Raw genomic sequence first — 20,564 nt, forward strand, 5'->3', positions numbered from 1 at the left:
GGCACAGGCCGCGCTTGGAATTGGGTCTAAACGCTGGAGTTGGATTTTACGCCGCCCATCAGGGCGTGAACGCACGGGTATCGCCTGGGCGGCGCAACATCTTATTTACCTCATCCAAGTGCAACTCTTCTTGAACGATCATTTCACGGGCGTATTCCTCGAGCAACACCGAATGACCCTCTGCCATTTTCAACAGGTCGTAGTAGGCAGCCAGGGCTGCCTTTTCGTGTTCAAGGCTTTCCCGCAGGATATCTCCAATGTCATGCTTTTCCGTTTCCAAAAGTGTCCCGATTTTTAGAGAGGGATGCCCCCCTAGCAAGGCCACCAACTCCCCTGCTTTGTGGGCATGAGCCAAGCTTTCATCGGCATTGGCTTTGAGCCAAGAGACAATAGGAATACGGTTGTAGCCGTAAACCATGAGCGAATAATGGGTGTACTTGACCACACCGGCTAACTCCAACTCCATGATCCGATTCAGCGCATCAATTCCGGCTTTGCTTTGAGCGTTATCCATGGCGACCTCCTTAAAAACAAGCATCTAAATAGACCGTTTGCAAAAAGTACATGGCATTTTCAACCCGCTAAGACCAAATGTCATCACATCAAGTGCGCACATCAAAAAGCCACCCCGAAAGGTGGCTTTTTCTTATCGGACCAAGATGGCAGACAAACGCCATCCCGTTGATGAGCTCAATGGAACTGCTCTTCCTCTGTAGAGCCGGTCAAAGCCTTCACAGAAGATGAGCCCCCCTGGATCACCGTGGTCACGTCGTCGAAGTAGCCTGCGCCCACCTCTTGCTGATGTGACACGAAGGTGTAACCCTTGTCACGGGCTGCAAATTCAGGCTCTTGCACCATTTCCACATAGTGTTTCATGCCCTCACCTTGGGCATATGCGTTGGCAAACTTGAAGGTATTGAACCAGTTGATGTGGATACCCGCCAAAGTGATGAACTGGTATTTATAGCCCAATGCAGACAAGTCCTCTTGGAAAGAAGCGATTTGCTTGTCGTTCAAATTCTTCTTCCAATTGAACGATGGCGAGCAGTTGTATGACAACAACTTGCCAGGGCATGCTGCATGTACCGCTTGCGCAAATTCACGGGCAAAGCCAATGTCTGGCACACCTGTCTCGCACCACACCAAGTCGGCATACGGCGCATAAGCCACGCCACGGCTAATGGCTTGTTCCAGACCATTTTTGACGCGATAGAAGCCTTCTTGCGTACGCTCGCCTGTCAAGAAAGGTTTGTCGTTGGCGTCGTGGTCAGAAGTGATCAAGTTAGCAGCTTCAGCATCGGTACGGGCCAGCACGATGGTAGGTACGCCCATGACATCAGCGGCGAAACGTGCCGAAATCAACTTTTCACAAGCTTCTTGCGTTGGCACCAACACTTTGCCGCCCATGTGCCCGCATTTCTTGACCGCTGCCAACTGGTCTTCAAAGTGCACACCCGCCGCCCCCGCAGTGATCATGTTTTTCATCAGTTCAAATGCGTTTAAAACGCCACCGAAACCAGCTTCAGCGTCGGCCACGATGGGCAAGAAAAAGTCCACGAACTCTTTGCTACCGGGTTCAATGCCCCGGCCCCATTGGATTTCATCAGCGCGCTTGAATGTGTTGTTGATGCGACGCACCATGGTGGGCACGGAGTCGTAGGCATACAGCGACTGGTCGGGATACATGGTTTCCGAGGTGTTGCCATCAGCAGCCACCTGCCAACCCGACAAATACACAGCTTCCAAACCGGCTTTGGCCTGTTGCATGGCCTGGCCAGCAGAGATCGCGCCAAAAGAATTCACATAACCCTTCTTCGCTTCGCCGTTGACCAAACGCCACAATTTTTCAGCACCGCGCTTGGCCAGCGTATTTTCGATTTGAACGCTGCCACGCAAGCGCACCACATCAGTTGCGCTGTAACCACGCTTGACGCCTTTCCAGCGTGGGTTGGTCGCCCAGTCTTTTTCAAGAGCGGCAATTTGTTGTTCACGGCTGAGCTGTTCATTCAGAGATTGAGGCATGGTTCACTCCAGAGGGTTGTTAACAAATTCACGGTGAATCGGCATGTTTTGCTCGACCACCCGTGCATTGACTATAAGTCTTGTATAAGACTTGAAACACCTCTTGTGTCTTATAGAAGAATTTATTTTTATCTATTAAAAACAACAACTTGCATTTAATATTCCTCAATGCAAAAAGTGATTTCTCATATCAAGAAAAAATATTGCATTGCAGCAATTTCAAATTTCGTATTAAGAAAACATATTCCATCAAATTGAAATGTATTGAACTAACTTGCCCCATCACCAGAAATCCCAAGATCGGAAGCTCTTGATACATGAGGCTATAGATATCGGTGTGGCATGGGATTTCTCTGTGCTCTCGCCCACCTTTGTCGAAAGGAAAATGCTGTCGCAAAAAACAACAACTGAGAGTGAAAAAAGTGATTTTTCACTTGGAAAGCAGATTTTTCTCTATTAGCATCTAAGTTGCTCAGCAGAGTTTATTTTTTGATGGGCAATACAAACACTTCTAGAAGGAAATCGACCATGGCAACTGCAAAAAAAGCTCCGGCTAAAAAAGCTCCCGCAAAGAAAGTAGCTCCCGCTGCTAAGAAAGCTGCTCCCGCTAAAAAGGTAGCAGCGAAGAAGGCTGCACCAGCCAAGAAAGCACCTGCTAAAAAAGCTGCACCCGCCAAAAAAGTAGTGGCTAAAAAAGCGCCTGCTAAAAAAGTTGCTGCTAAAAAAGCACCCGCTAAAAAGCGCACGCCCAACGCAGCGTTCATGAAAGCCATGACTCCCAGCGCCGCTTTGGCTGCTGTGATTGGTCAGACCGCAGTGCCACGCACTGAGGTGGTCAGCAAGCTGTGGACATACATCAAGAAGCATGGCCTGCAAGACAAAGTAAACAAGCGCAACATCAACGCCGACGACAAGCTCAAAGCGGTGTTTGGCAAAGCCCAAGTCACGATGTTTGAATTGGCTGGCCTGATCGGCAAGCACCTGAAGTAATTCATCTCGTGTGCTACAAAAAGGGCCGCTATCGCGGCCCTTTTTCATATGTCCAGCTAGAACCTATCAGGCTGATTTGTGTTGTCGCTCAAGCGCTGCATCACGAATCGCGCTCAACGTGCCACGGGTGGTGATGACCTCTGGATCAAGCATGACCTCAATCAAGGTGCCTTCTGAACGAGCAAGCGCAGCTTTGAACTCAGCCTCGAATTCTTGCGTACGTGTGATGCGTACGCCCGCATAGCCGTATGCCCTTGCCAAGGCCGCAAAGTCTGGATTTTGCAGATGTGAACCACTGGTGTGCTGTGGGAATTCGCGCTCTTGGTGCATTCGAATAGTCCCGTACATGCCGTTGTTGAGTAACACCACAATGGTCTTGGCTCCGTGTTGACTGGCAGTTGCCAACTCCTGACCATTCATCAGAAAGTCTCCGTCGCCAGCAATCGTGAACACAGTACGTCCAGTGAGCAGATTGGCTGCAATGCCAGCAGGTACCCCGTAGCCCATAGACCCAACAGTAGGCGCCAGTTGGGTGCGTACCCCTTTGGCTAGGCCGTGGTGTTTGTGAAAGCGATGTACCCAGCTGGCAAAGTTACCCGCGCCATTGGTTAACACAGCATCTTCAGGCAAAAGCTGGCTGATGGTGCGCACGATTGCTGGCATATCGATGTCGCCAGGTAAATCTTGCGAAATGAAATTGTCTTCATAGTCGGCATGCGCTGCAGCAGTCCATGCTTCCCAAGGCAGGCTAACTGGCGCAGTCAACACTTCCAAAGAGCGCGCAGCAGCATTCATGGTTGACAACATGGCCAAATCTGCTTGGTAGACCCGGTTAAGCTCTTCAGCACTGGCGTGAATGTGCACCAGCTTTTGTTGAGGTTTGGGTGCTTTCAGCAAGGTGTACCCACTGGTCGTCATCTCACCCAAACGCGGACCAATGGCCAAGATCAAATCGCTGTCACGAATTCTTTGCGCGAGTTTGGGGTTGATGCCAATGCCCACATCACCTGCATACAGCGGATGGTGGTTATCAAAGATGTCTTGAAAACGGAAAGCGTTGCCCACAGGCAGCTTCCAGTTTTCTGCAAAGCGCTGCAAAGCTTGGGCCGACTGTGGCGTCCACCCTGCACCACCGGCAATCACAAACGGGCGCTGCGAGGCCAACAACATTTCACGCAATTGCCTGAGTGCGCCAGGATCGCTCCAAGCCTCTACAGGTTCCACCCGAGACAAAGGACGCGCATGCACTTGGCGCACCAACATATCTTCTGGCAACACCACCACCACAGGCCCCGGACGACCATTCATGGCTGTGGCAAAGGCACGGGCGATGTACTCAGGAATGCGCTCTGGGTCGTCAATGCGCTCCACACGTTTGGCCATACCGCGGGTGCTGGGGCCAAAAAAGCTGTTGTAGTCCACCTCTTGAAAGGCTTCACGGTCACGAAAGTCGCTCCCGACATCACCCACAAATAAAACCATGGGTGCGCTGTCTTGGAAAGCTGTGTGCACGCCAATCGACGCGTTGGTGGCACCAGGTCCGCGGGTGACAAAACATACACCCGGTCGGCCCGTCAAACGGCCTTGAGCATCGGCCATGTATGCCGCTCCGCCCTCTTGCCTGTTGATCACAAATTGGATCTGGTCTTTGTAAGCATGGAAGCCATCCAATACGGCCAGATAGCTCTCACCTGGCACGCCAAACGCGTGCGTCACACCTTGCTCAATCAAACACTCCACCAACAAGTGGCCTGCGATTTGTTGCCTCATCAACTTCTCCTATTTATTCAAGCATGCACTGTGCGGCGCCCCACACTTAAAGCAACCCACACACTCAGCAAAAGAACCGAAGCGGCGCCGATCAACGTGGCGCCATACCAACCTCGGTCCATGAAGACACCAAAAATCAGCGGGGAGATGGCCGATCCGACATCGATGCCCGAATACACCATGCCATAGACCCGCCCGGTTGCTCCTTTGGGCGTGGCATTTTTGATCATCATGTCTCGCGATGGCCCACCGATCCCAATGGCCAAGCCCGTCAATGCCAACACCACCATGGTGGCTGTTGCGTTTAACCAGCCGCTGCCACACAAGGCCATGAACAATGCTGCCACTGACATACAAACAGCCACCACACGTTCGCTGTGACGCGGTATGCGCGCGGCCAAAAATCCGCCAACCACAACACCCGCCGCAGCGCACAACATATACGCAGTGAGCGTCATGGTTGCCGCCTCAAAGCTCACGCCGTGCATGGCCTGCAAGATTGATACAGAAAAACTTTGGACAATCACCAAGGTCATCGCCGTCAACATGAAAAAACCAAAACACCACCAGACCACGGTATTTTTCAAAAAAGCCAAGCTGTGCGCCTTAGGCACATCGCTCGCATGCACCACGGCATGCGTGAGCAAGGTCTCTCGGTACCACACCAACAAAAGCAAAATCCCGGCAAACAGGCAAGCAGCTCCCCAATAGGCCACACGCCAATCAAACAAGCTGCTCAAACCGACCATAAACACGGGTGCAACAGCCCAACCCAAATTGCCAGTCAAGGCGTGTGCGCTGAAGGCATACCCGAGTCGCAGGCTAGACACTTTCTGATTCAAGATGGTGAAGTCTGCTGGGTGAAAAGTGCTGTTGCCTAAACCGAGCAGTACCGCCACGACCAACAAGGCCGCATAACTGTTCGCCATAGCGGCCAGCAAGCAGGCCAAGACAAAAGCTGTCATGGCAGCAAATAGCACAGGACGCGCGCCAAAGCGGTCAACCACAAACCCAGCTGTGGCCTGGCCCATGCCTGAGACCACAAAAAAGACCGACATCAACAAACCCAATTCAGCGTAACTCAAGCCAAAGGTTTGGATGAAGACGGGGAACATCAAAGGCAGCAATAAATGCGAAAAGTGCGAGCTAGCATGCGCCAAACCAACCAGGCCAATCACAGCAGCGTCATCACGCCAAGGCACGTCGTTAGGGGCAAGGGTGGTGCTCATGATGTCTCAAAAAAATAGCGCAAAGGCAGGATGGGCAGCATCCTAACCTTTGCGCTTGCGCTGAGACGTCGACTGGGGGACAAGCCCCCAAGTTTTAAGTCGCCACTTTGGTGAAAGCAAATTCACCCGGTGCGCGCACCGGATCGACACTGACGGCAATTTCATCTTTAGGACCGAACTTGCCTTCCAGCAAAAGCTTGGACAGCGGGTTCTCAATGCGTTGCTGAATCGCACGCTTGAGAGGACGCGCTCCAAACACTGGATCAAACCCAACCTTGGCCAATTCGGCCAAGGCCGCAGGAGAGACTTGCAGGCCCAAGTCCATCTTGGCCAGACGCTCGGACAGCACCTTGAGCTGGATGTCAGCAATGCGCGCAATGTGCTGCGCATCCAGCGAGTGAAACACCACGGTTTCGTCGATCCGGTTCAAAAACTCAGGACGGAAATGGCTCTTGAGCTCATCCCACACCGCATCTTTGATGTCTTGTGGATCTTGCCCCACCATGCTTTGGATGATCGGTGAGCCAATGTTGGAGGTCATCACAATCACGGTGTTTTTGAAGTCCACGGTACGGCCTTGACCGTCGGTCAAGCGGCCATCGTCGAGTACTTGCAACAAGATGTTGAACACGTCTGGATGGGCTTTTTCCACTTCGTCGAGCAACAACACGCTGTAGGGCTTGCGTCGTACAGCCTCGGTCAAATACCCGCCCTCGTCGTAGCCCACATAACCGGGGGGCGCGCCAATCAAACGACTGACTGAATGCTTCTCCATGAATTCGCTCATGTCGATGCGAATCATGTGGTCTTCGCTGTCAAACAAAAAGCCCGCCAAAGCTTTGCACAACTCGGTCTTGCCCACACCCGTAGGGCCCAGGAACAAGAACGAACCGGTTGGGCGATTGGGGTCGCCCAAACCAGCACGTGACCGGCGAATGGCGTTGGCCACTGCCGTGATGGCCTCTTCTTGGCCCACGACACGCTGGTGCAGCTTGTCCTCCATCTGCAACAGCTTGTCACGCTCACCTTGCATCAATTTAGACACCGGGATACCCGTCGCGCGTGCTACCACTTCAGCAATTTCTTCGGCCCCTACTTGCGTGCGCAGCAAACGATGCGTCCCTGGCTTGGCAGTCTTGCTGCTTTCTTTGGCATTGGCTTCTTTCAGGCGCTTTTCCAGCTCAGGCAACTTGCCGTATTGCAGCTCAGCCACCTTGTTGAAATCGCCCTTGCGGGTGAATTCTTCGATCTGAAAGCGGATGCGGTCAATCTCTTCCTTGACCTGAGCACCACCGTGGGCAGAGGCCTTTTCAGATTTCCAGATTTCTTCAAAGTCGGCGTAATCTTTGCCAAGCTTGGTGATTTCCTCCTCCAGTAAACCCAAGCGCTTTTGAGAAGCCTCGTCTTTTTCTTTGCGCACGGCTTCACGTTCAATCTTGAGTTGAATCAACCGCCGATCGAGCTTATCCATCACTTCGGGCTTGGAGTCGATTTCGATCTTGATCTTGGCGGCAGCCTCATCAATCAAATCAATCGCCTTGTCAGGCAAAAAACGGTCTGTGATATAGCGGTGCGACAACTCGGCCGCAGCAACAATGGCCGGGTCGGTGATCTCCACACCGTGGTGTACTTCGTATTTTTCTTGCAAGCCGCGCAAAATGGCGATGGTGGCCTCCACGGTGGGTTCGCCCACAATGATCTTCTGGAAACGACGCTCCAGGGCTGCATCTTTTTCGATGTACTTGCGGTATTCATCCAGCGTGGTGGCCCCCACACAATGCAGCTCGCCACGTGCCAAAGCAGGCTTGAGCATGTTGCCAGCGTCCATAGCACCTTCGGCTTTCCCCGCCCCCACCATGGTGTGGAGTTCGTCGATGAAGACGATGGTTTGGCCCTCGTCCTTCGCCAATTCTGTGAGCACGCTTTTCAAGCGTTCTTCAAACTCACCTCGGTATTTGGCCCCCGCCAGCAAAGCCGCCATGTCGAGAGACAACACGCGCTTTCCTTTGAGCGAGTCAGGAACTTCACCCGACACAATGCGCTGGGCCAGCCCTTCAACGATGGCCGTTTTGCCGACACCAGGCTCACCAATCAGCACCGGGTTGTTTTTGGTACGGCGCTGCAGCACTTGGATCGCGCGGCGAATTTCATCATCACGGCCAATCACCGGATCGAGCTTGCCGCTGCGAGCGCGCTCGGTCAAATCAACACAGTATTTCTTGAGCGACTCTCGTTGCCCCTCGCTCTCGGCGTTATCGACTTTTTGCCCTCCTCGCACTGCAGTGACTGCGGCTTCCAAGCTTTGACGTGTCAATCCGTTGTCCCGTGCCAGCTTGCCCCAGTCACCTTTGTTGTCACACAGGGCCAGCAAAAACAATTCACTGGCAATGTATTGGTCACCACGTTTGATGGATTCTTTTTCAGCAGCTTGGATAAGCGAGACCAAATCTCGTCCCACCTGCACCTGTTCTTGACCCTGCACTTTGGGCAAGCGATTCATCGCCGTTTCAGCCGCAGCAGCCAAACCTGTGACGTTGGCACCCGCACGCTGTAGCAACGACTTGGGGCCATCGTCTTGGCGCAGCATGGCCACCACCACATGCGAAGGCTCGATATAGGCGTGGTCGTTGCCCAGCGCCAAAGTTTGGGCTTCTGAGAGAGCTTCTTGGAATTTGGTTGTCAGTTTGTCAAGACGCATGAAAACTCCGGAATCGAATATTGAATTGCCTCATAGCTGAGGCTGATCCCTTACATTTCAAGTGAGCGCGACCTAACAAGTGTTGACCTGGGTCAAAGCAGCTGCGTTGAGGGTCGAAAATGACCCGGCCACGCTCAAACAGCGTTGTTGACTTGAATACCCCAGCGTGCCAAAGCTTGGTCGTCGCTAACGCGGGCGTCCACCCAACGTGCGCCTTCAGGTGTGACTTCTTTCTTCCAAAACGGCGCCTGCGTCTTGAGATAGTCCATTAAAAACTCACACGCCTGGAAGCTCATACCTCGGTGTGCTGAAGTCACGGCAACCAGAACAATTTGATCTTGAGGTTGCAACAAGCCCACGCGATGGATCACGCGTGCGGCGTATATGTCAAACCGCTGTTGGGCTTGAGCCAACATAGCCTCGATGGCTTTTTCGGTCATGCCGGGGTAATGCTCCAACTCCATGCTGGAGACTTGACTGCCCTCGTTGCGTTCGCGAACCGTGCCAACAAAACTGCACACAGCACCAACGCGGGCATCACCTTGTCGCAAAGCAGCCAACTCTTGACTGACGTCAAAGTCTTGGGTTTGGATGGAGACCGTCATCGACATCTTCAACCACCCGTCACCGGAGGAAAAAATGCCACCTCGCAGCCATCGGTCAAAGCAACCGAAGCCTCACACAAGTCTTGGTTGAGCGCCATGCGCACCGCACGGCCCGGGGCCAGCACATCGGCATACGCACCGCCTCGGGCGATCAACTCTGCACGCAAATCCGCCAGCGTAGCGGCCTGAGTTTGAACGGCTTCGCTGCCATGCCCCACAGCTTCACGGATGGATGCGAAATAGCGCACAGTCAAGTTCATGCCAACCACTCCGTAAACGAAATGAAACTCACCGTGTCTCCTGGCGCAATGGTTTGCCCGGCGGGGTTATCTACCACGCCATCCCCCCAAACAGCCGACGTGAGCACGCCTGAGCTTTGATTCGCAAACAAATCCAAACCACCTCGTGCGTTGCGTCGCACACGCAAGAATTCGCGTCGCTTGTCGGCACGGGGCCAGTCGAAATGTGCCGTCAACTCAGTGCGAGCAATCTCGGTCTGTCTGACACCTTGCAAGGCCAACACAAACGGACGAACCAATAGCAAGAATGTGACAAAACTCGACACCGGGTTACCCGGCAAACCCATGAAATGACACGCCCCTGATGCGCGATCTGTGCGGTTGACCTGGCCATAAGCGAACGGCTTACCAGGTTTGATGGCGAGTTGCCACAGGTTCAAGGTGCCCAGTGCTTGCACGGCGGGTTTGATGTGGTCTTCCTCTCCGACTGACACACCACCACTGGTCAAAATCAGGTCGTGGTGGCTGGCTGCATCACGCAGCGCCTGAAGGGTGGCTTCACGTTGGTCGGGCACGATGCCAAGGTCCGTCACGTCACAGCCCAAGCGTTGCAGCATGGCACGTAAAAAGAAACGGTTGGAGTTGTAAATTGCGCCTGGTGGCATGGCATCAGGCGCCACATCACCCGGCATGACCAACTCGTCACCCGTAGAAAATAAAGCCACGCGCGGACGGGGCGCCACCTGCAATTGGGCCAAACCAATGCTGGCGGCCAGGCCCAACGAAGCGGGTGTGAGTCGGTCCCCCGCAGCCAACACCTTGGCGCCGCGCGTGACATCCTCACCCGAGCGGCGAATCCATTGTCCGATCGGCACCCTCTTGAGCACCTTCACCTGTGATGGCTCCACCGCTTCACAGTCTTCCTGCATCACCACCGCGTCTGCACCTTCTGGAATGGGGGCACCGGTGAAGATGCGGGCAGCTTCACCTGCCCCCAAAGGCGTACCGTGAGAGCCCGCAGGGATGCGCTGTGTCACACGCAGCAACGCACCAGCCTGAACGCAGTCGGCCACTCGCACGGCATAGCCATCCATGGAGCTGTTGTCTTGCGGTGGCACTTGCAAGGCAGACGTCACATCTTGCGCCAGCACCCGACCATCGGCCTCGAAGGTCGAGACCGACTGCACACCTGGCAAAGGCTGGGCGTGCGCCAGCAATTGAGGCAGGGCTTCATCCAGAGACAACAAGGCAGGTCGGGTCATAACAGAGGTGGGTTGTAGTCGAAGCGGTCTTGGTTAGCCATCAACCAATCACAGACCGCCTCGGGGTCGTTCAAATCTAGCACAGGGCGCTGCGTGGCCTCGGGCAAAGCCTCGGGCGAATCGGTGGCAATGGCGACCACAAAATCATCTTCTGGATAGCGCACGGGTTGGCCCGACGCTTGACGCCATACCTCGACTTTTTGCACATCGCTGCGCTTGAAGCCTTCAACCAGCACCCAGTCCACGCCGTCATAGACCTCGGCCAACAAATGGTGAACAGAAAGCTGCGCCGGTTGCTCAAACTCGCGCTGTAAAACCAATCGACGGTGCGAAGCCACTACCACCTCAAAAGCACCGGCTTCGCGATGCCGCCAGCTGTCTTTTCCTGGATGGTCGATGTCAAAGTCATGGTGCGCATGCTTGACCACAGAAACTCGCAAGCCACGCAGACGCATGACGCCAATCATTTGTTCCACCAAGGTGGTTTTTCCAGACCCGGAAAAACCGGCAAAGGCCACCACTTTCATGCGTGATCGCAATGTTGGGTGATGTAGGCCTTGACTTGGGTCACATCGGCAGGCATCACCTGCACGCGACGTGGAAGGCTTTCTATGCCTTCAAACTTGGCTGGGCAATCAGGCTCGCGGTTCAAAGCCTCTACGATGGTGGCTGCAAACTTGATCGGCAATGCAGTTTCAAGCACCACCATCGGGACACCCGCTTGCATGTGCTCACGTGCTACTTTGATGCCGTCTGCCGTGTGGGTATCCACCATTTGTCCAAAGGACTGGTAGACCGAACGAATGGTCTGCAAACGATCTTCATGGGTGCTCTTGCCACTGACAAAACCGTAGCGCGTTGCGGCTTGTGCAAATTGCGGATCTGCACTTAGGTCAAATCGGCCCTGCGCGGAAAGTTCGGCACCGAACAAGCTGTTGACCCGGGTGCCATCACGCGCCAGCAAATCGAACACAAAGCGCTCGAAATTGCTGGCTTTGGAAATGTCCATCGAAGGACTCGACGTCTCATGTGTGTCGGCGCTGCCGCGTACTCGGTAGACACCAGTTCGGAAAAACTCATCGAGCACGTCGTTTTCGTTGGTCGCCACCACCAGTTGGGCGATGGGCAGGCCCATCATGCGTGCAACATGACCGGCACACACATTGCCAAAATTACCGCTCGGTACGGTGAAGCTCACGCGTTGGGCGTTGTCTGTGGTGACTTGAAAGTACCCCGCAAAGTAGTACACCACCTGCGCCAGCAAGCGGGCCCAGTTGATGGAGTTGACGGTGCCGATTTTGTATTTGCTCTTGAATTCAAGATCGTTGGACACAGCCTTGACCAAGTCTTGGCAATCGTCGAACACACCCTCAATCGCGATGTTGTGGATGTTGTCGTCGAGCAGGCTGAACATTTGCGCCTGCTGGAATGGACTCATGCGCCCATGAGGGCTGGTCATGAACACCCGCACACCGCGTTTGCCGCGCATGGCGTATTCGGCTGCGCTGCCAGTGTCACCACTGGTCGCACCAAAAATATTGAGCTCCTCGCCACGTCGTGCCAATTCGTACTCAAACAAATTACCCAGCAGCTGCATAGCCATGTCTTTGAAGGCTAACGTGGGTCCGTTGGACAAGGCCTCAACAAACAAACCAGGCTCGAGCGCGCGCACCGGCACAATCGCCGCCGTGCCAAACACCTCTTGGGTGTATGTCTTAACGCACAAGGCTTTCAGGTCATCGGCGGGAATGTCGTCGATGTAGAGCGACAGCACTTCAAAGGCAAGGCTGGCATAGCCTTGGTGTGCGTAGACGTTGCGCAGGCGTGCCAGCGCATCTGGCGTCACTTGAGGGTAATGGTCGGGCAAATACAAGCCCCCGTCTGGGGCCAAGCCTTCCAACAAGATTTCACAAAAACGCTTGCGCTCGGGATGACCGCGTGTCGACAGGTATTGCATCAGTTCAGCTCTTCTTTGCGGATGCGGGTGATCGGTGCCAACACCGTGCTGAGTTGTTGCATCTCAGCCATGGCTTGGTTCATCTTCGCCTCAGGGCAATCGTGGGTCAGGATGATCAAATCAGTGTGGCTCTCACCTTCACCGGCTTCGCGCTGAAGCACGGCATCAATGCTGATGTTGGCCGTCGCCAAAATTCCCGTGACCTTGGCCAAAACCCCTGCTTGATCGGCCACACGCAGGCGCAAGTAGTAGCTGGTCACCACCTGCTCCATCGACAGCACGGGCAAATCGCTCATCGCATCAGGTTGGAAAGCCAGGTGCGGCACACGGTTGAGTGGGTCCACGGTATGCAAACGCGTGATGTCCACCAAATCGGCAATTACGGCACTGGCGGTGGGTTCACTGCCCGCGCCTTTGCCGTAATACAAGGTGGTACCCACGGCATCGGCTTGCACCATGACGGCGTTCATCGCCCCCTCCACATTGGCAATCAAGCGTTTGGCGGGCACCAGGCAAGGGTGCACACGCAGCTCAATGCCAAGTTCTGTGCGCTTGGAAATACCCAACAGCTTGATGCGGTAGCCCAGTTGTTCGGCATAGCGAATGTCTTGTGATTCGAGTTTGGTGATGCCCTCCACGTAGGCCTTGTCAAACTGCACCGGCACGCCAAAGGCAATGGCAGACATGATGGTGGCTTTGTGCGCAGCGTCCACACCTTCAATGTCAAAGGTGGGGTCAGCCTCGGCATAGCCCAGGGCTTGAGCTTGCTTGAGCACGTCGTCAAAAGCCAAGCCTTTGTCGCGCATCTCAGACAAGATGAAGTTGGTGGTGCCGTTGATGATGCCGGCCAGCCATTGGATGCGGTTGGCCGTCAAGCCTTCACGCAAGGCCTTGATGATCGGGATGCCACCCGCCACAGCCGCTTCAAACGCCACCATCACACCTTTTTTGTGAGCAGCGGCAAAAATTTCAGTGCCATGCACAGCAAGCAAAGCTTTGTTGGCCGTGACCACGTGCTTGCCTGCATCAATGGCTTCAAGCACCAGTTGCTTGGCAATACCATAGCCACCGATCAACTCAACCACGATGTCAATCTCGGGGTTGGCAATGATCTGACGTGCATCACTGACCACCTGAACGGTGCTCCCCACGATGGATTTGGCACGCGCCACATCTAGGTCAGCCACCATGGTGATTTGGATGGGGCGCCCTGCGCGGCGCTGGATTTCCTCTTGGTTGCGTTTGAGCACTTCAAAAGTGCCACTGCCTACGGTGCCTATGCCAAAGAGGCCTACTTGGATCGGTTTCATGCGGAATTTTTATTACGGTAGTTTTCTAGGAATTTGGCGATGCGCCCGATGGCTTCGCGCAAGTCGTCTTCGTGCGGTAAGAACACAATGCGAAAGTGGTCCGTGTTGGGCCAGTTAAAACCTGTGCCTTGCACCAGCATGACTTTGGTTTCTTGGAGCAACTCTAAGAAAAAGTTCTGATCATCTTTGATCGGATAAACCTTGGGATCAAGGCGGGGGAACATGTACAAGGCTGCCTGAGGCTTGACACAGCTCACGCCAGGGATCGCGCTGATGAGCTCATACGCCAAGTCGCGTTGCTTACGCAGTCGACCGCCCTCGCCCACCAAATCATTGATGCTTTGGTACCCCCCCAAAGCTGTTTGGATGGCCCACTGACCAGGCACGTTGGCACACAAGCGCATGTTGGAGAGCATGTTCAAGCCCTCGATGTAATCGACCGCCGGCTTTTTGTCGCCCGACACCACCAACCAGCCAGCGCGATAACCACATGAACGATAGCTCTTGGACAAAGAGTTGAAGGTCAGGGTCAGCACATCTTGGCTCAAGCTGGCAATGGGCGTGTGCTTGACGCCGTCATACAAAACCTTGTCATACACCTCATCAGCAAAGATGACCAAGCCATGTTCACGGGCCAAGGCCACGATTTGCTTGAGCAAATCATCAGAATACAAAGCACCTGTCGGGTTATTGGGGTTGATCACCACAATGCCTTTGGTGTTGGGCGTGATCTTGGCGCGAATATCGTCGATGTTTGGCATCCAACCGTTAGCTTCATCACACAAGTAATGCACAGGCGTGCCGCCCGACAGGCTAACCGCAGCCGTCCACAGCGGGTAGTCGGGCGCTGGCAACAGCAATTCGTCGCCGTTGTTCAGCAAAGCGTTGGTAGCCATCACAATCAGTTCGCTGGCACCGTTGCCCAAATAAATATCGTCTAGCGTGACGCCTTTGATGCCCTGCTTCTGGGTCTCATGCATCACTGCTTTTCGGGCACCAAAAATGCCCTTGCTGTCCGAGTAGCCTGCCGAGTTGGGCAAGTTGCGGATCATGTCTTGCTGAATTTCTTCAGGCGCATCGAAGCCAAACACGGCCAAGTTGCCGATGTTGAGCTTGATGATCTTGTGGCCTTCCTCCTCCATTTGACGGGCTCGGTCCATGATGGGACCGCGAATGTCATAACAGACGTTGGACAGCTTGTTGGATTTTTGGATCTTCTTCAAAGTCCCTCCGAGGGCGCTTTTACGGGTGAAAACCTATAATTTGACCACAGAACACCCCGCCTCTCAGACCGACACATTGACAAACCGCCCATGAAACTGCAACCCGATCGCTTTGATGTGCCATCTGTCACCGGCTACGGCCCTGGATGGGTCGCCATTCAAGGGGAAAAAACTCACCACAGCGTAGTCATCGCATCCAACGGCACCCAGTTTGATTGGGGTTGTGAACACTTTCAAGACCTCGGCCCTTCACATTTCGCACAACTGGCAGAGCTTGATGTCGAGTTCGTGATATTCGGCAGCGGCAAGCTGCTGCGGTTTGCGTCACCCGCCTGGATGCAAGGCTTGATGCAAAAGCGCATTGGCGTCGAAACAATGGACACCCAAGCAGCCTGCCGCACCTACAACATCTTGGCGGGCGAAGGCCGCAAGGTGGCCGCCGCACTGTTGATTGAAGGTCAAAACAGCGACTGAGTGAGGCATTACCTACACATCGAGGCCCGATCTGTCTGCCCCTTTGATTTCAAGTTAAAATAATGGGTTGCCGCTGGGGGCGTCTAGACAGTTGCCCCACTCCATCGGCCGTCTTTACTGTCACACCTGATTGAAGCGCTATGGCAATTGTTGTCAACAAACCCCTTCCCGAATTTGAAGCCAATGCCACAGGTGGCATCAAGGTGTCTAACAACTCGCACACGGGCAACATGCTGGTGCTGTACTTTTACCCAAAAGACAACACGCCTGGCTGCACGACCGAAGCGATGCAATTTCGTGACAAATACAAAGACTTCGTCAAGGCCGGAGCTGTTGTGTTTGGCGTGTCACGAGACAACATGAAGTCACATGACGATTTCAAAACAAAGCTTGAACTGCCCTTCGAGTTGATCGCCGATACAGAAGAAAAGATGTGCCACATGTTTGGCGTGGTCAAAAATAAAATCATGTATGGTAAAAAAGTCAAAGGCATTGAACGCAGCACATTCCTGATTGGCGCCGATGGCTTGCTGAAAGAAGAATGGCGCGGATTGAAAGTCCCTGGCCATGTGGACGATGTGCTCAAAGCGGTCAAGGCACTGAAAAAGGCAGGTGGCTGAACCGAGCCGATTCACCAAATGTCATAGGGCTCAGGTATAGTGGCCCCATGATGTTGAAAGAAGCGAACACGTTTCACCCACAAAAGCCGCCTTGGCCTCCAGGCGGCTTTTGCGCTTTTTAAGCCTCATGCTTGTGTTTTAACCCTCTCTCCGATCTCCACATGCCACTGCCTCCCGCCCCCACCAAACGCGCTGCCTTACTGAACACCGAAGCACTGGACGCCTCCGCAAAGCCTCGCGCATTGCGACGTTCTGTGGCGCACTACGACGAGACAGAAAGTGCATCAACCACAACATCTTCCATCGAAGCATTCGATCGCACGACCGGTGGCGTCACGGCAGAAGATGTTTCAAGCGTAGAACCTGCAGAAACTATTCGCCACAGCAGCAAACCTCGCCAACAAGATCGTCGCCGCTATGCTGAGCGTGCAGCCTCTGAGGTCATTGCGGCCCCGAAGAAAGCCAAACGCACTGGCCCGAGCAAATTATTCGTACTTGACACCAATGTGTTGATGCACGACCCGATGTGCCTGTTCAACTTCGAAGAGCACGACATCTTTTTGCCGATGATCGTGTTGGAAGAGCTCGACAGCAACAAGAAGGGAATGACCGAGGTGGCGCGTAACGCACGCCAAACAAGCCGAACCTTGGATGCTCTGGTTGCAACCCATGGTGCCGACATTGCAACAGGTTTAAAACTCGACAGCACAGGCCATCGCCAAGTCGGTGGACGACTATTCTTCCAAACCCAGGCACTGGATTTCAACCTGCCTGCCAGCCTGCCACAAGGAAAGGCCGACAACCAAATTCTGGGAGTCGTCGACGCCTTGCGTGTGCAATACGCACCGCGCGAAGTAGTTCTGGTCTCCAAAGACATCAACATGCGTGTCAAAGCACGTGCGTTGGGTTTGGCCGCAGAAGACTATCAAAACGACAAGACGCTAGAAGACGGCGACTTGTTGTACTCTGGTGCTTTGGCCTTACCGCCTGACTTTTGGATCAAACACGCCAAATCGGTAGAGAGCTGGCAGAGCGGCAGTCAAACCTTCTACCGTCTGAGCGGCCCTATCGTGCCTGAGTTGCACATCAACCAGTTCGTGTATTTCGAAGCCCCGGGCGAACCCAGTTTGTATGCCCGCGTGACTGAAATTCGCGGAAAAACGGTGGTACTGAAAACTCTCAAAGATTTCAATCACCTCAAAAATGCAGTGTGGGGTGTCACCACACGCAACCGCGAACAAAACTTCGCCATGAACTTGCTCACCGATCACGAAATTGACTTCGTGACCCTTACCGGTACAGCAGGCACAGGAAAAACCTTGATGGCTTTGGCCGCAGGCTTAACGCAGGTATTGGATGAGCGTCGCTACACCGAAATCATCATGACCCGCGCCACAGTGAGTGTGGGAGAGGACATCGGCTTTTTACCAGGCACAGAAGAAGAGAAGATGGGCCCTTGGATGGGCGCACTCGATGACAACTTAGAAGTTTTGGCCAAGACCGAGACGAGTGCTGGCGAATGGGGCCGTGCGGCCACCAGCGAATTGATTCGTAGCCGCATCAAGATCAAAAGTCTCAACTTCATGCGCGGTCGTACTTTTCTGAACAAGTATCTGATCATTGACGAAGCGCAAAACTTGACACCCAAGCAAATGAAAACTCTCATCACACGTGCGGGACCAGGTACCAAAATTGTGTGCATGGGCAACCTGGCCCAAATCGATACGCCTTACTTGAGCGAAGGCTCTTCAGGCTTGACCTATGCTGTGGATCGATTCAAAGGTTGGCCACACGGAGGCCATATCACCCTGGCACGTGGCGAACGCTCACGACTGGCAGATTACGCCAGCGATGTACTCTAAAAATTAGAAATCGCCGTTGTTGTACCCACTGGCCAAGCTCTCGAACTTGGTCAGCGGCTTCAAGAAAGCCAGCTTCACGGTTCCTGTTGGGCCGTTACGTTGTTTGCCAATGATGACTTCTGCTACACCCGGCTCTTTGGACTCTTTGTTGTAGTAGTCGTCACGGTAAATGAACATGATCACGTCTGCATCTTGCTCAATGGCGCCTGACTCACGCAAGTCACTCATCATGGGACGCTTATCTGTACGTTGCTCCACGCTTCGGTTCAACTGAGACAAAGCAATCACGGGGCATTGCAATTCTTTGGCGAGCATTTTTAAGCCGCGTGAAATTTCACCGATTTCAGTTGCACGGTTGTCGCCACCGCTACTGTTGGAACCACTCATCAATTGCAAATAGTCCACCACGATCAAGCCTAACTTGCCACATTGACGTGCCAGGCGACGTGCATTGGCGCGCAACTCGCTAGGAGTCAAACCAGGCGTTTCGTCAATGTGCAATGAAACATTACGCAGTTTCTCAATGGCTTCTGTCAGGCGCGGCCATTCGTCATCACTCAACTTGCCCGTGCGTAAATGGCCTTGGTCGATACGACCGATGGAGCCAACAATACGCACTGCCAGCTGTGAGGCACCCATCTCCATCGAGAACACAGCCACAGGCAAACCTTCGTTCAAGGCCACATGCTCGGCAATGTTGATCGCCAAAGCCGTTTTACCCATGGACGGACGTGCAGCCAACACAATCAGATCACCAGGTTGTAAACCAGAAGTCATACGATCAAAGTCGAAGAATCCAGTGGGAACGCCAGTGATGTCATTCTGGTTGTCGGCCATTTCCTGCACACGGTCCAACAAATCAACCACCAACTGCGGCATGGCTTGAAAGCCTTGCTTCATGCGCGAGCCTTCTTCGCCAATATTGAAGATTTTTTGCTCGGCCTCATCTAGGATTTGAGCCACCGCACGACCTTGGGTATTGAACGCGTTGGTGGCGATTTCATCGCTTGCACTCACCAATTTGCGCAATATCGAACGCTCTCGCACGATCTCGGCATAACGACGGATATTGCTGGCACTAGGCACATACTGAGCCAAGGCATTCAAGTAGCCCAAGCCTCCTATTTCCTCAGCCTTGCCCAGCGCCTGTAAATGTTCGTACACCGTGATCACGTCAGCGGGCCGGCTGGCGTTGACCAATGCACCAATAGCTGCATACACCTGTCGGTGCTCGTAACGGTAGAAGTCACCATCGACCAACAAGTCCCCCACCCGGTCCCAGGCACCATTGTCGAGTAACAAGCCGCCCAACACACTGGATTCAGCCTCAATGGAGTGCGGAGGAATGCGCAGTTGAGCGATTTGTTTATCGCCAGAGAAGCCTTCTTCAAGACCAGATAAAACAGCAGACATAAGGTTCCTGTGAATACGACATCCTAAGCCCAGAGACCACCCAAGTCATCGGATAACCCTGTGGATAAGGCGTGGGTTATTTGGGGAAATCAAAAGAAAAAGCCGCTCCAAGGAGCGGCTTTTGACTGGGTAGCAGAAACTTAGGCTGTTTCGCCGTACACAGACACGGTGATATCAACCACCACATCGGTGTGCAAGGCCACGCTGACCGTGCTGTCACCGACCACTTTGATCGGGCCATTGGGCATACGCACTTGGGCTTTAACCACGGCATAACCGCTCTTATTGAGTTCTTCAGCAATGTCGAAATTGGTGACAGAACCAAACAAGCGACCATCCACACCAGCTTTTTGGCTCAGCTTGATGGTTGTACCACCCAACTTTTCGCCTTGAGCTTGTGCAGCAGCCAGCTTTTCAGCAGCCACTTTTTCGAGTTCGGCACGGCGTACTTCGAATTCTTTGATAGCGGTTTCTGTGGCGCGACGGGCGCGGCCAGAAGGAATCAAAAAGTTACGTGCGTAGCCATCTTTCACCTTGACGATTTCGCCCAGGTTGCCGAGGTTCACGACCTTGTCGAGCAGAATAATTTGCATGGTCGTTTCTCCTTAAATTTTGTGCTGGTCGCTGTAGGGCAACATGGCAAGAAAGCGTGCACGCTTGATGGCCGTGTTGAGCTGACGCTGGTAAATGGCACGGGTGCCGGTCAGACGAGCGGGGATGATTTTGCCGTTTTCGGCGATGAAGTCACGCAAAGTGTCGACATCTTTGTAGTCAATCTCTTCCACGCCAGTGACGGTGAAGCGGCAAAAGCGCTTGCGCTTGAACAGCAGAGATTGCGTGTTGCGCTTGGGGCGCTTGTCTTTGTTGAATTTCTTGAACGTAGCCATGAT

At 53.7% G+C, this 20,564-nt stretch carries 19 protein-coding genes; 4 read left to right on the forward strand and 15 right to left on the reverse strand.

The window, feature by feature from the left end; genetic code table 11:
• Positions 1-58 precede the first annotated feature (58 nt).
• Together B9Z39_RS10150 and aceA are read right to left on the reverse strand one after the other, a co-directional pair.
• Entirely contained in the window at positions 59-514 is a 456-nt protein-coding gene (locus tag B9Z39_RS10150) for a bacterioferritin (protein WP_108301680.1), read from the reverse strand.
• Positions 515-690: 176 nt separating this feature from the next.
• A complete protein-coding gene (aceA, locus tag B9Z39_RS10155) occupies positions 691-2,022 on the reverse strand; it encodes an isocitrate lyase (protein ID WP_100144255.1) in 1,332 nt (443 codons plus the stop codon).
• 528 nt (positions 2,023-2,550) lie between these two features.
• Here aceA and B9Z39_RS10160 point away from each other — a divergent pair.
• Positions 2,551-3,012: an SWIB/MDM2 domain-containing protein gene (locus B9Z39_RS10160; protein ID WP_100144253.1), complete on the forward strand. Its 462-nt coding sequence runs from the start codon at positions 2,551-2,553 to the stop codon at positions 3,010-3,012.
• Positions 3,013-3,078: 66 nt separating this feature from the next.
• Here B9Z39_RS10160 and B9Z39_RS10165 read toward each other — a convergent pair whose 3' ends face one another.
• From B9Z39_RS10165 to B9Z39_RS10210, 10 genes are all read right to left on the reverse strand, one after another.
• Positions 3,079-4,782 (reverse strand): thiamine pyrophosphate-binding protein, encoded by a 1,704-nt coding sequence (locus B9Z39_RS10165; RefSeq protein ID WP_108301629.1) that lies wholly within the window; start codon positions 4,780-4,782, stop codon positions 3,079-3,081.
• 17 nt (positions 4,783-4,799) lie between these two features.
• Complete coding sequence (locus B9Z39_RS10170; protein WP_108301630.1) at positions 4,800-6,011, reverse strand: MFS transporter; 1,212 nt, start codon at positions 6,009-6,011, stop codon at positions 4,800-4,802.
• Positions 6,012-6,105: 94 nt separating this feature from the next.
• Positions 6,106-8,709 (reverse strand): ATP-dependent chaperone ClpB, encoded by a 2,604-nt coding sequence (gene clpB / locus B9Z39_RS10175; RefSeq protein ID WP_108301631.1) that lies wholly within the window; start codon positions 8,707-8,709, stop codon positions 6,106-6,108.
• A 134-nt stretch (positions 8,710-8,843) separates the two neighbouring features.
• Positions 8,844-9,320, reverse strand: a complete 477-nt coding sequence (gene moaE, locus B9Z39_RS10180; protein WP_369823265.1) for a molybdopterin synthase catalytic subunit MoaE — start codon at positions 9,318-9,320, stop codon at positions 8,844-8,846.
• A 2-nt stretch (positions 9,321-9,322) separates the two neighbouring features.
• A complete protein-coding gene (moaD, locus tag B9Z39_RS10185) occupies positions 9,323-9,574 on the reverse strand; it encodes a molybdopterin converting factor subunit 1 (RefSeq protein WP_100144245.1) in 252 nt (83 codons plus the stop codon).
• Positions 9,571-10,815, reverse strand: coding sequence for a gephyrin-like molybdotransferase Glp (gene glp, locus B9Z39_RS10190; protein ID WP_108301632.1), 1,245 nt, complete (start codon positions 10,813-10,815; stop codon positions 9,571-9,573). The genes moaD and glp overlap by 4 nt, the downstream gene beginning before the upstream one ends.
• Entirely contained in the window at positions 10,812-11,342 is a 531-nt protein-coding gene (gene mobB / locus B9Z39_RS10195; RefSeq protein WP_100144241.1) for a molybdopterin-guanine dinucleotide biosynthesis protein B, read from the reverse strand. The genes glp and mobB overlap by 4 nt, the downstream gene beginning before the upstream one ends.
• Complete coding sequence (thrC, locus tag B9Z39_RS10200) at positions 11,339-12,772, reverse strand: threonine synthase (RefSeq protein WP_108301633.1); 1,434 nt, start codon at positions 12,770-12,772, stop codon at positions 11,339-11,341. Before thrC ends, mobB begins: the two co-directional genes overlap by 4 nt.
• Positions 12,772-14,082, reverse strand: a complete 1,311-nt coding sequence (locus B9Z39_RS10205; RefSeq protein ID WP_108301634.1) for a homoserine dehydrogenase — start codon at positions 14,080-14,082, stop codon at positions 12,772-12,774. Before B9Z39_RS10205 ends, thrC begins: the two co-directional genes overlap by 1 nt.
• Positions 14,079-15,305, reverse strand: a complete 1,227-nt coding sequence (locus tag B9Z39_RS10210) for a pyridoxal phosphate-dependent aminotransferase (protein WP_108301635.1) — start codon at positions 15,303-15,305, stop codon at positions 14,079-14,081. Before B9Z39_RS10210 ends, B9Z39_RS10205 begins: the two co-directional genes overlap by 4 nt.
• Positions 15,306-15,395: 90 nt before the next feature.
• On the opposite strand from B9Z39_RS10210, the gene B9Z39_RS10215 reads away from it, so the two are divergent.
• The 3 genes from B9Z39_RS10215 to B9Z39_RS10225 all read left to right on the forward strand — a co-directional run bounded on the left by B9Z39_RS10215 (position 15,396) and on the right by B9Z39_RS10225 (position 18,261).
• Positions 15,396-15,779, forward strand: a complete 384-nt coding sequence (locus B9Z39_RS10215; protein ID WP_108301636.1) for an Mth938-like domain-containing protein — start codon at positions 15,396-15,398, stop codon at positions 15,777-15,779.
• A gap of 140 nt (positions 15,780-15,919) precedes the next feature.
• Entirely contained in the window at positions 15,920-16,399 is a 480-nt protein-coding gene (locus B9Z39_RS10220; RefSeq protein WP_100144231.1) for a peroxiredoxin, read from the forward strand.
• Between the two features lie 161 nt (positions 16,400-16,560).
• Positions 16,561-18,261 carry a PhoH family protein gene (locus tag B9Z39_RS10225; RefSeq protein WP_108301637.1) on the forward strand — a complete coding sequence of 567 codons (1,701 nt, stop codon included), beginning with the start codon at positions 16,561-16,563 and terminating at the stop codon, positions 18,259-18,261.
• 3 nt (positions 18,262-18,264) lie between these two features.
• On the opposite strand, the gene dnaB is transcribed toward B9Z39_RS10225, so the two are convergent.
• From dnaB to rpsR, 3 genes are all read right to left on the reverse strand, one after another.
• The gene (gene dnaB, locus B9Z39_RS10230; RefSeq protein ID WP_100144227.1) at positions 18,265-19,674 is read right to left on the reverse strand and encodes a replicative DNA helicase; all 1,410 of its coding nucleotides are present in this window, start codon (positions 19,672-19,674) and stop codon (positions 18,265-18,267) included.
• Between the two features lie 140 nt (positions 19,675-19,814).
• Positions 19,815-20,267 carry a 50S ribosomal protein L9 gene (gene rplI, locus B9Z39_RS10235; RefSeq protein WP_108301638.1) on the reverse strand — a complete coding sequence of 151 codons (453 nt, stop codon included), beginning with the start codon at positions 20,265-20,267 and terminating at the stop codon, positions 19,815-19,817.
• Between the two features lie 12 nt (positions 20,268-20,279).
• The gene (gene rpsR, locus B9Z39_RS10240; protein ID WP_100144223.1) at positions 20,280-20,561 is read right to left on the reverse strand and encodes a 30S ribosomal protein S18; all 282 of its coding nucleotides are present in this window, start codon (positions 20,559-20,561) and stop codon (positions 20,280-20,282) included.
• Positions 20,562-20,564: the final 3 nt, after the last annotated feature.

Source organism: Limnohabitans sp. JirII-29 (genome assembly GCF_003063395.1).
Taxonomy (GTDB): Bacteria; Pseudomonadota; Gammaproteobacteria; order Burkholderiales; family Burkholderiaceae_C; genus Limnohabitans.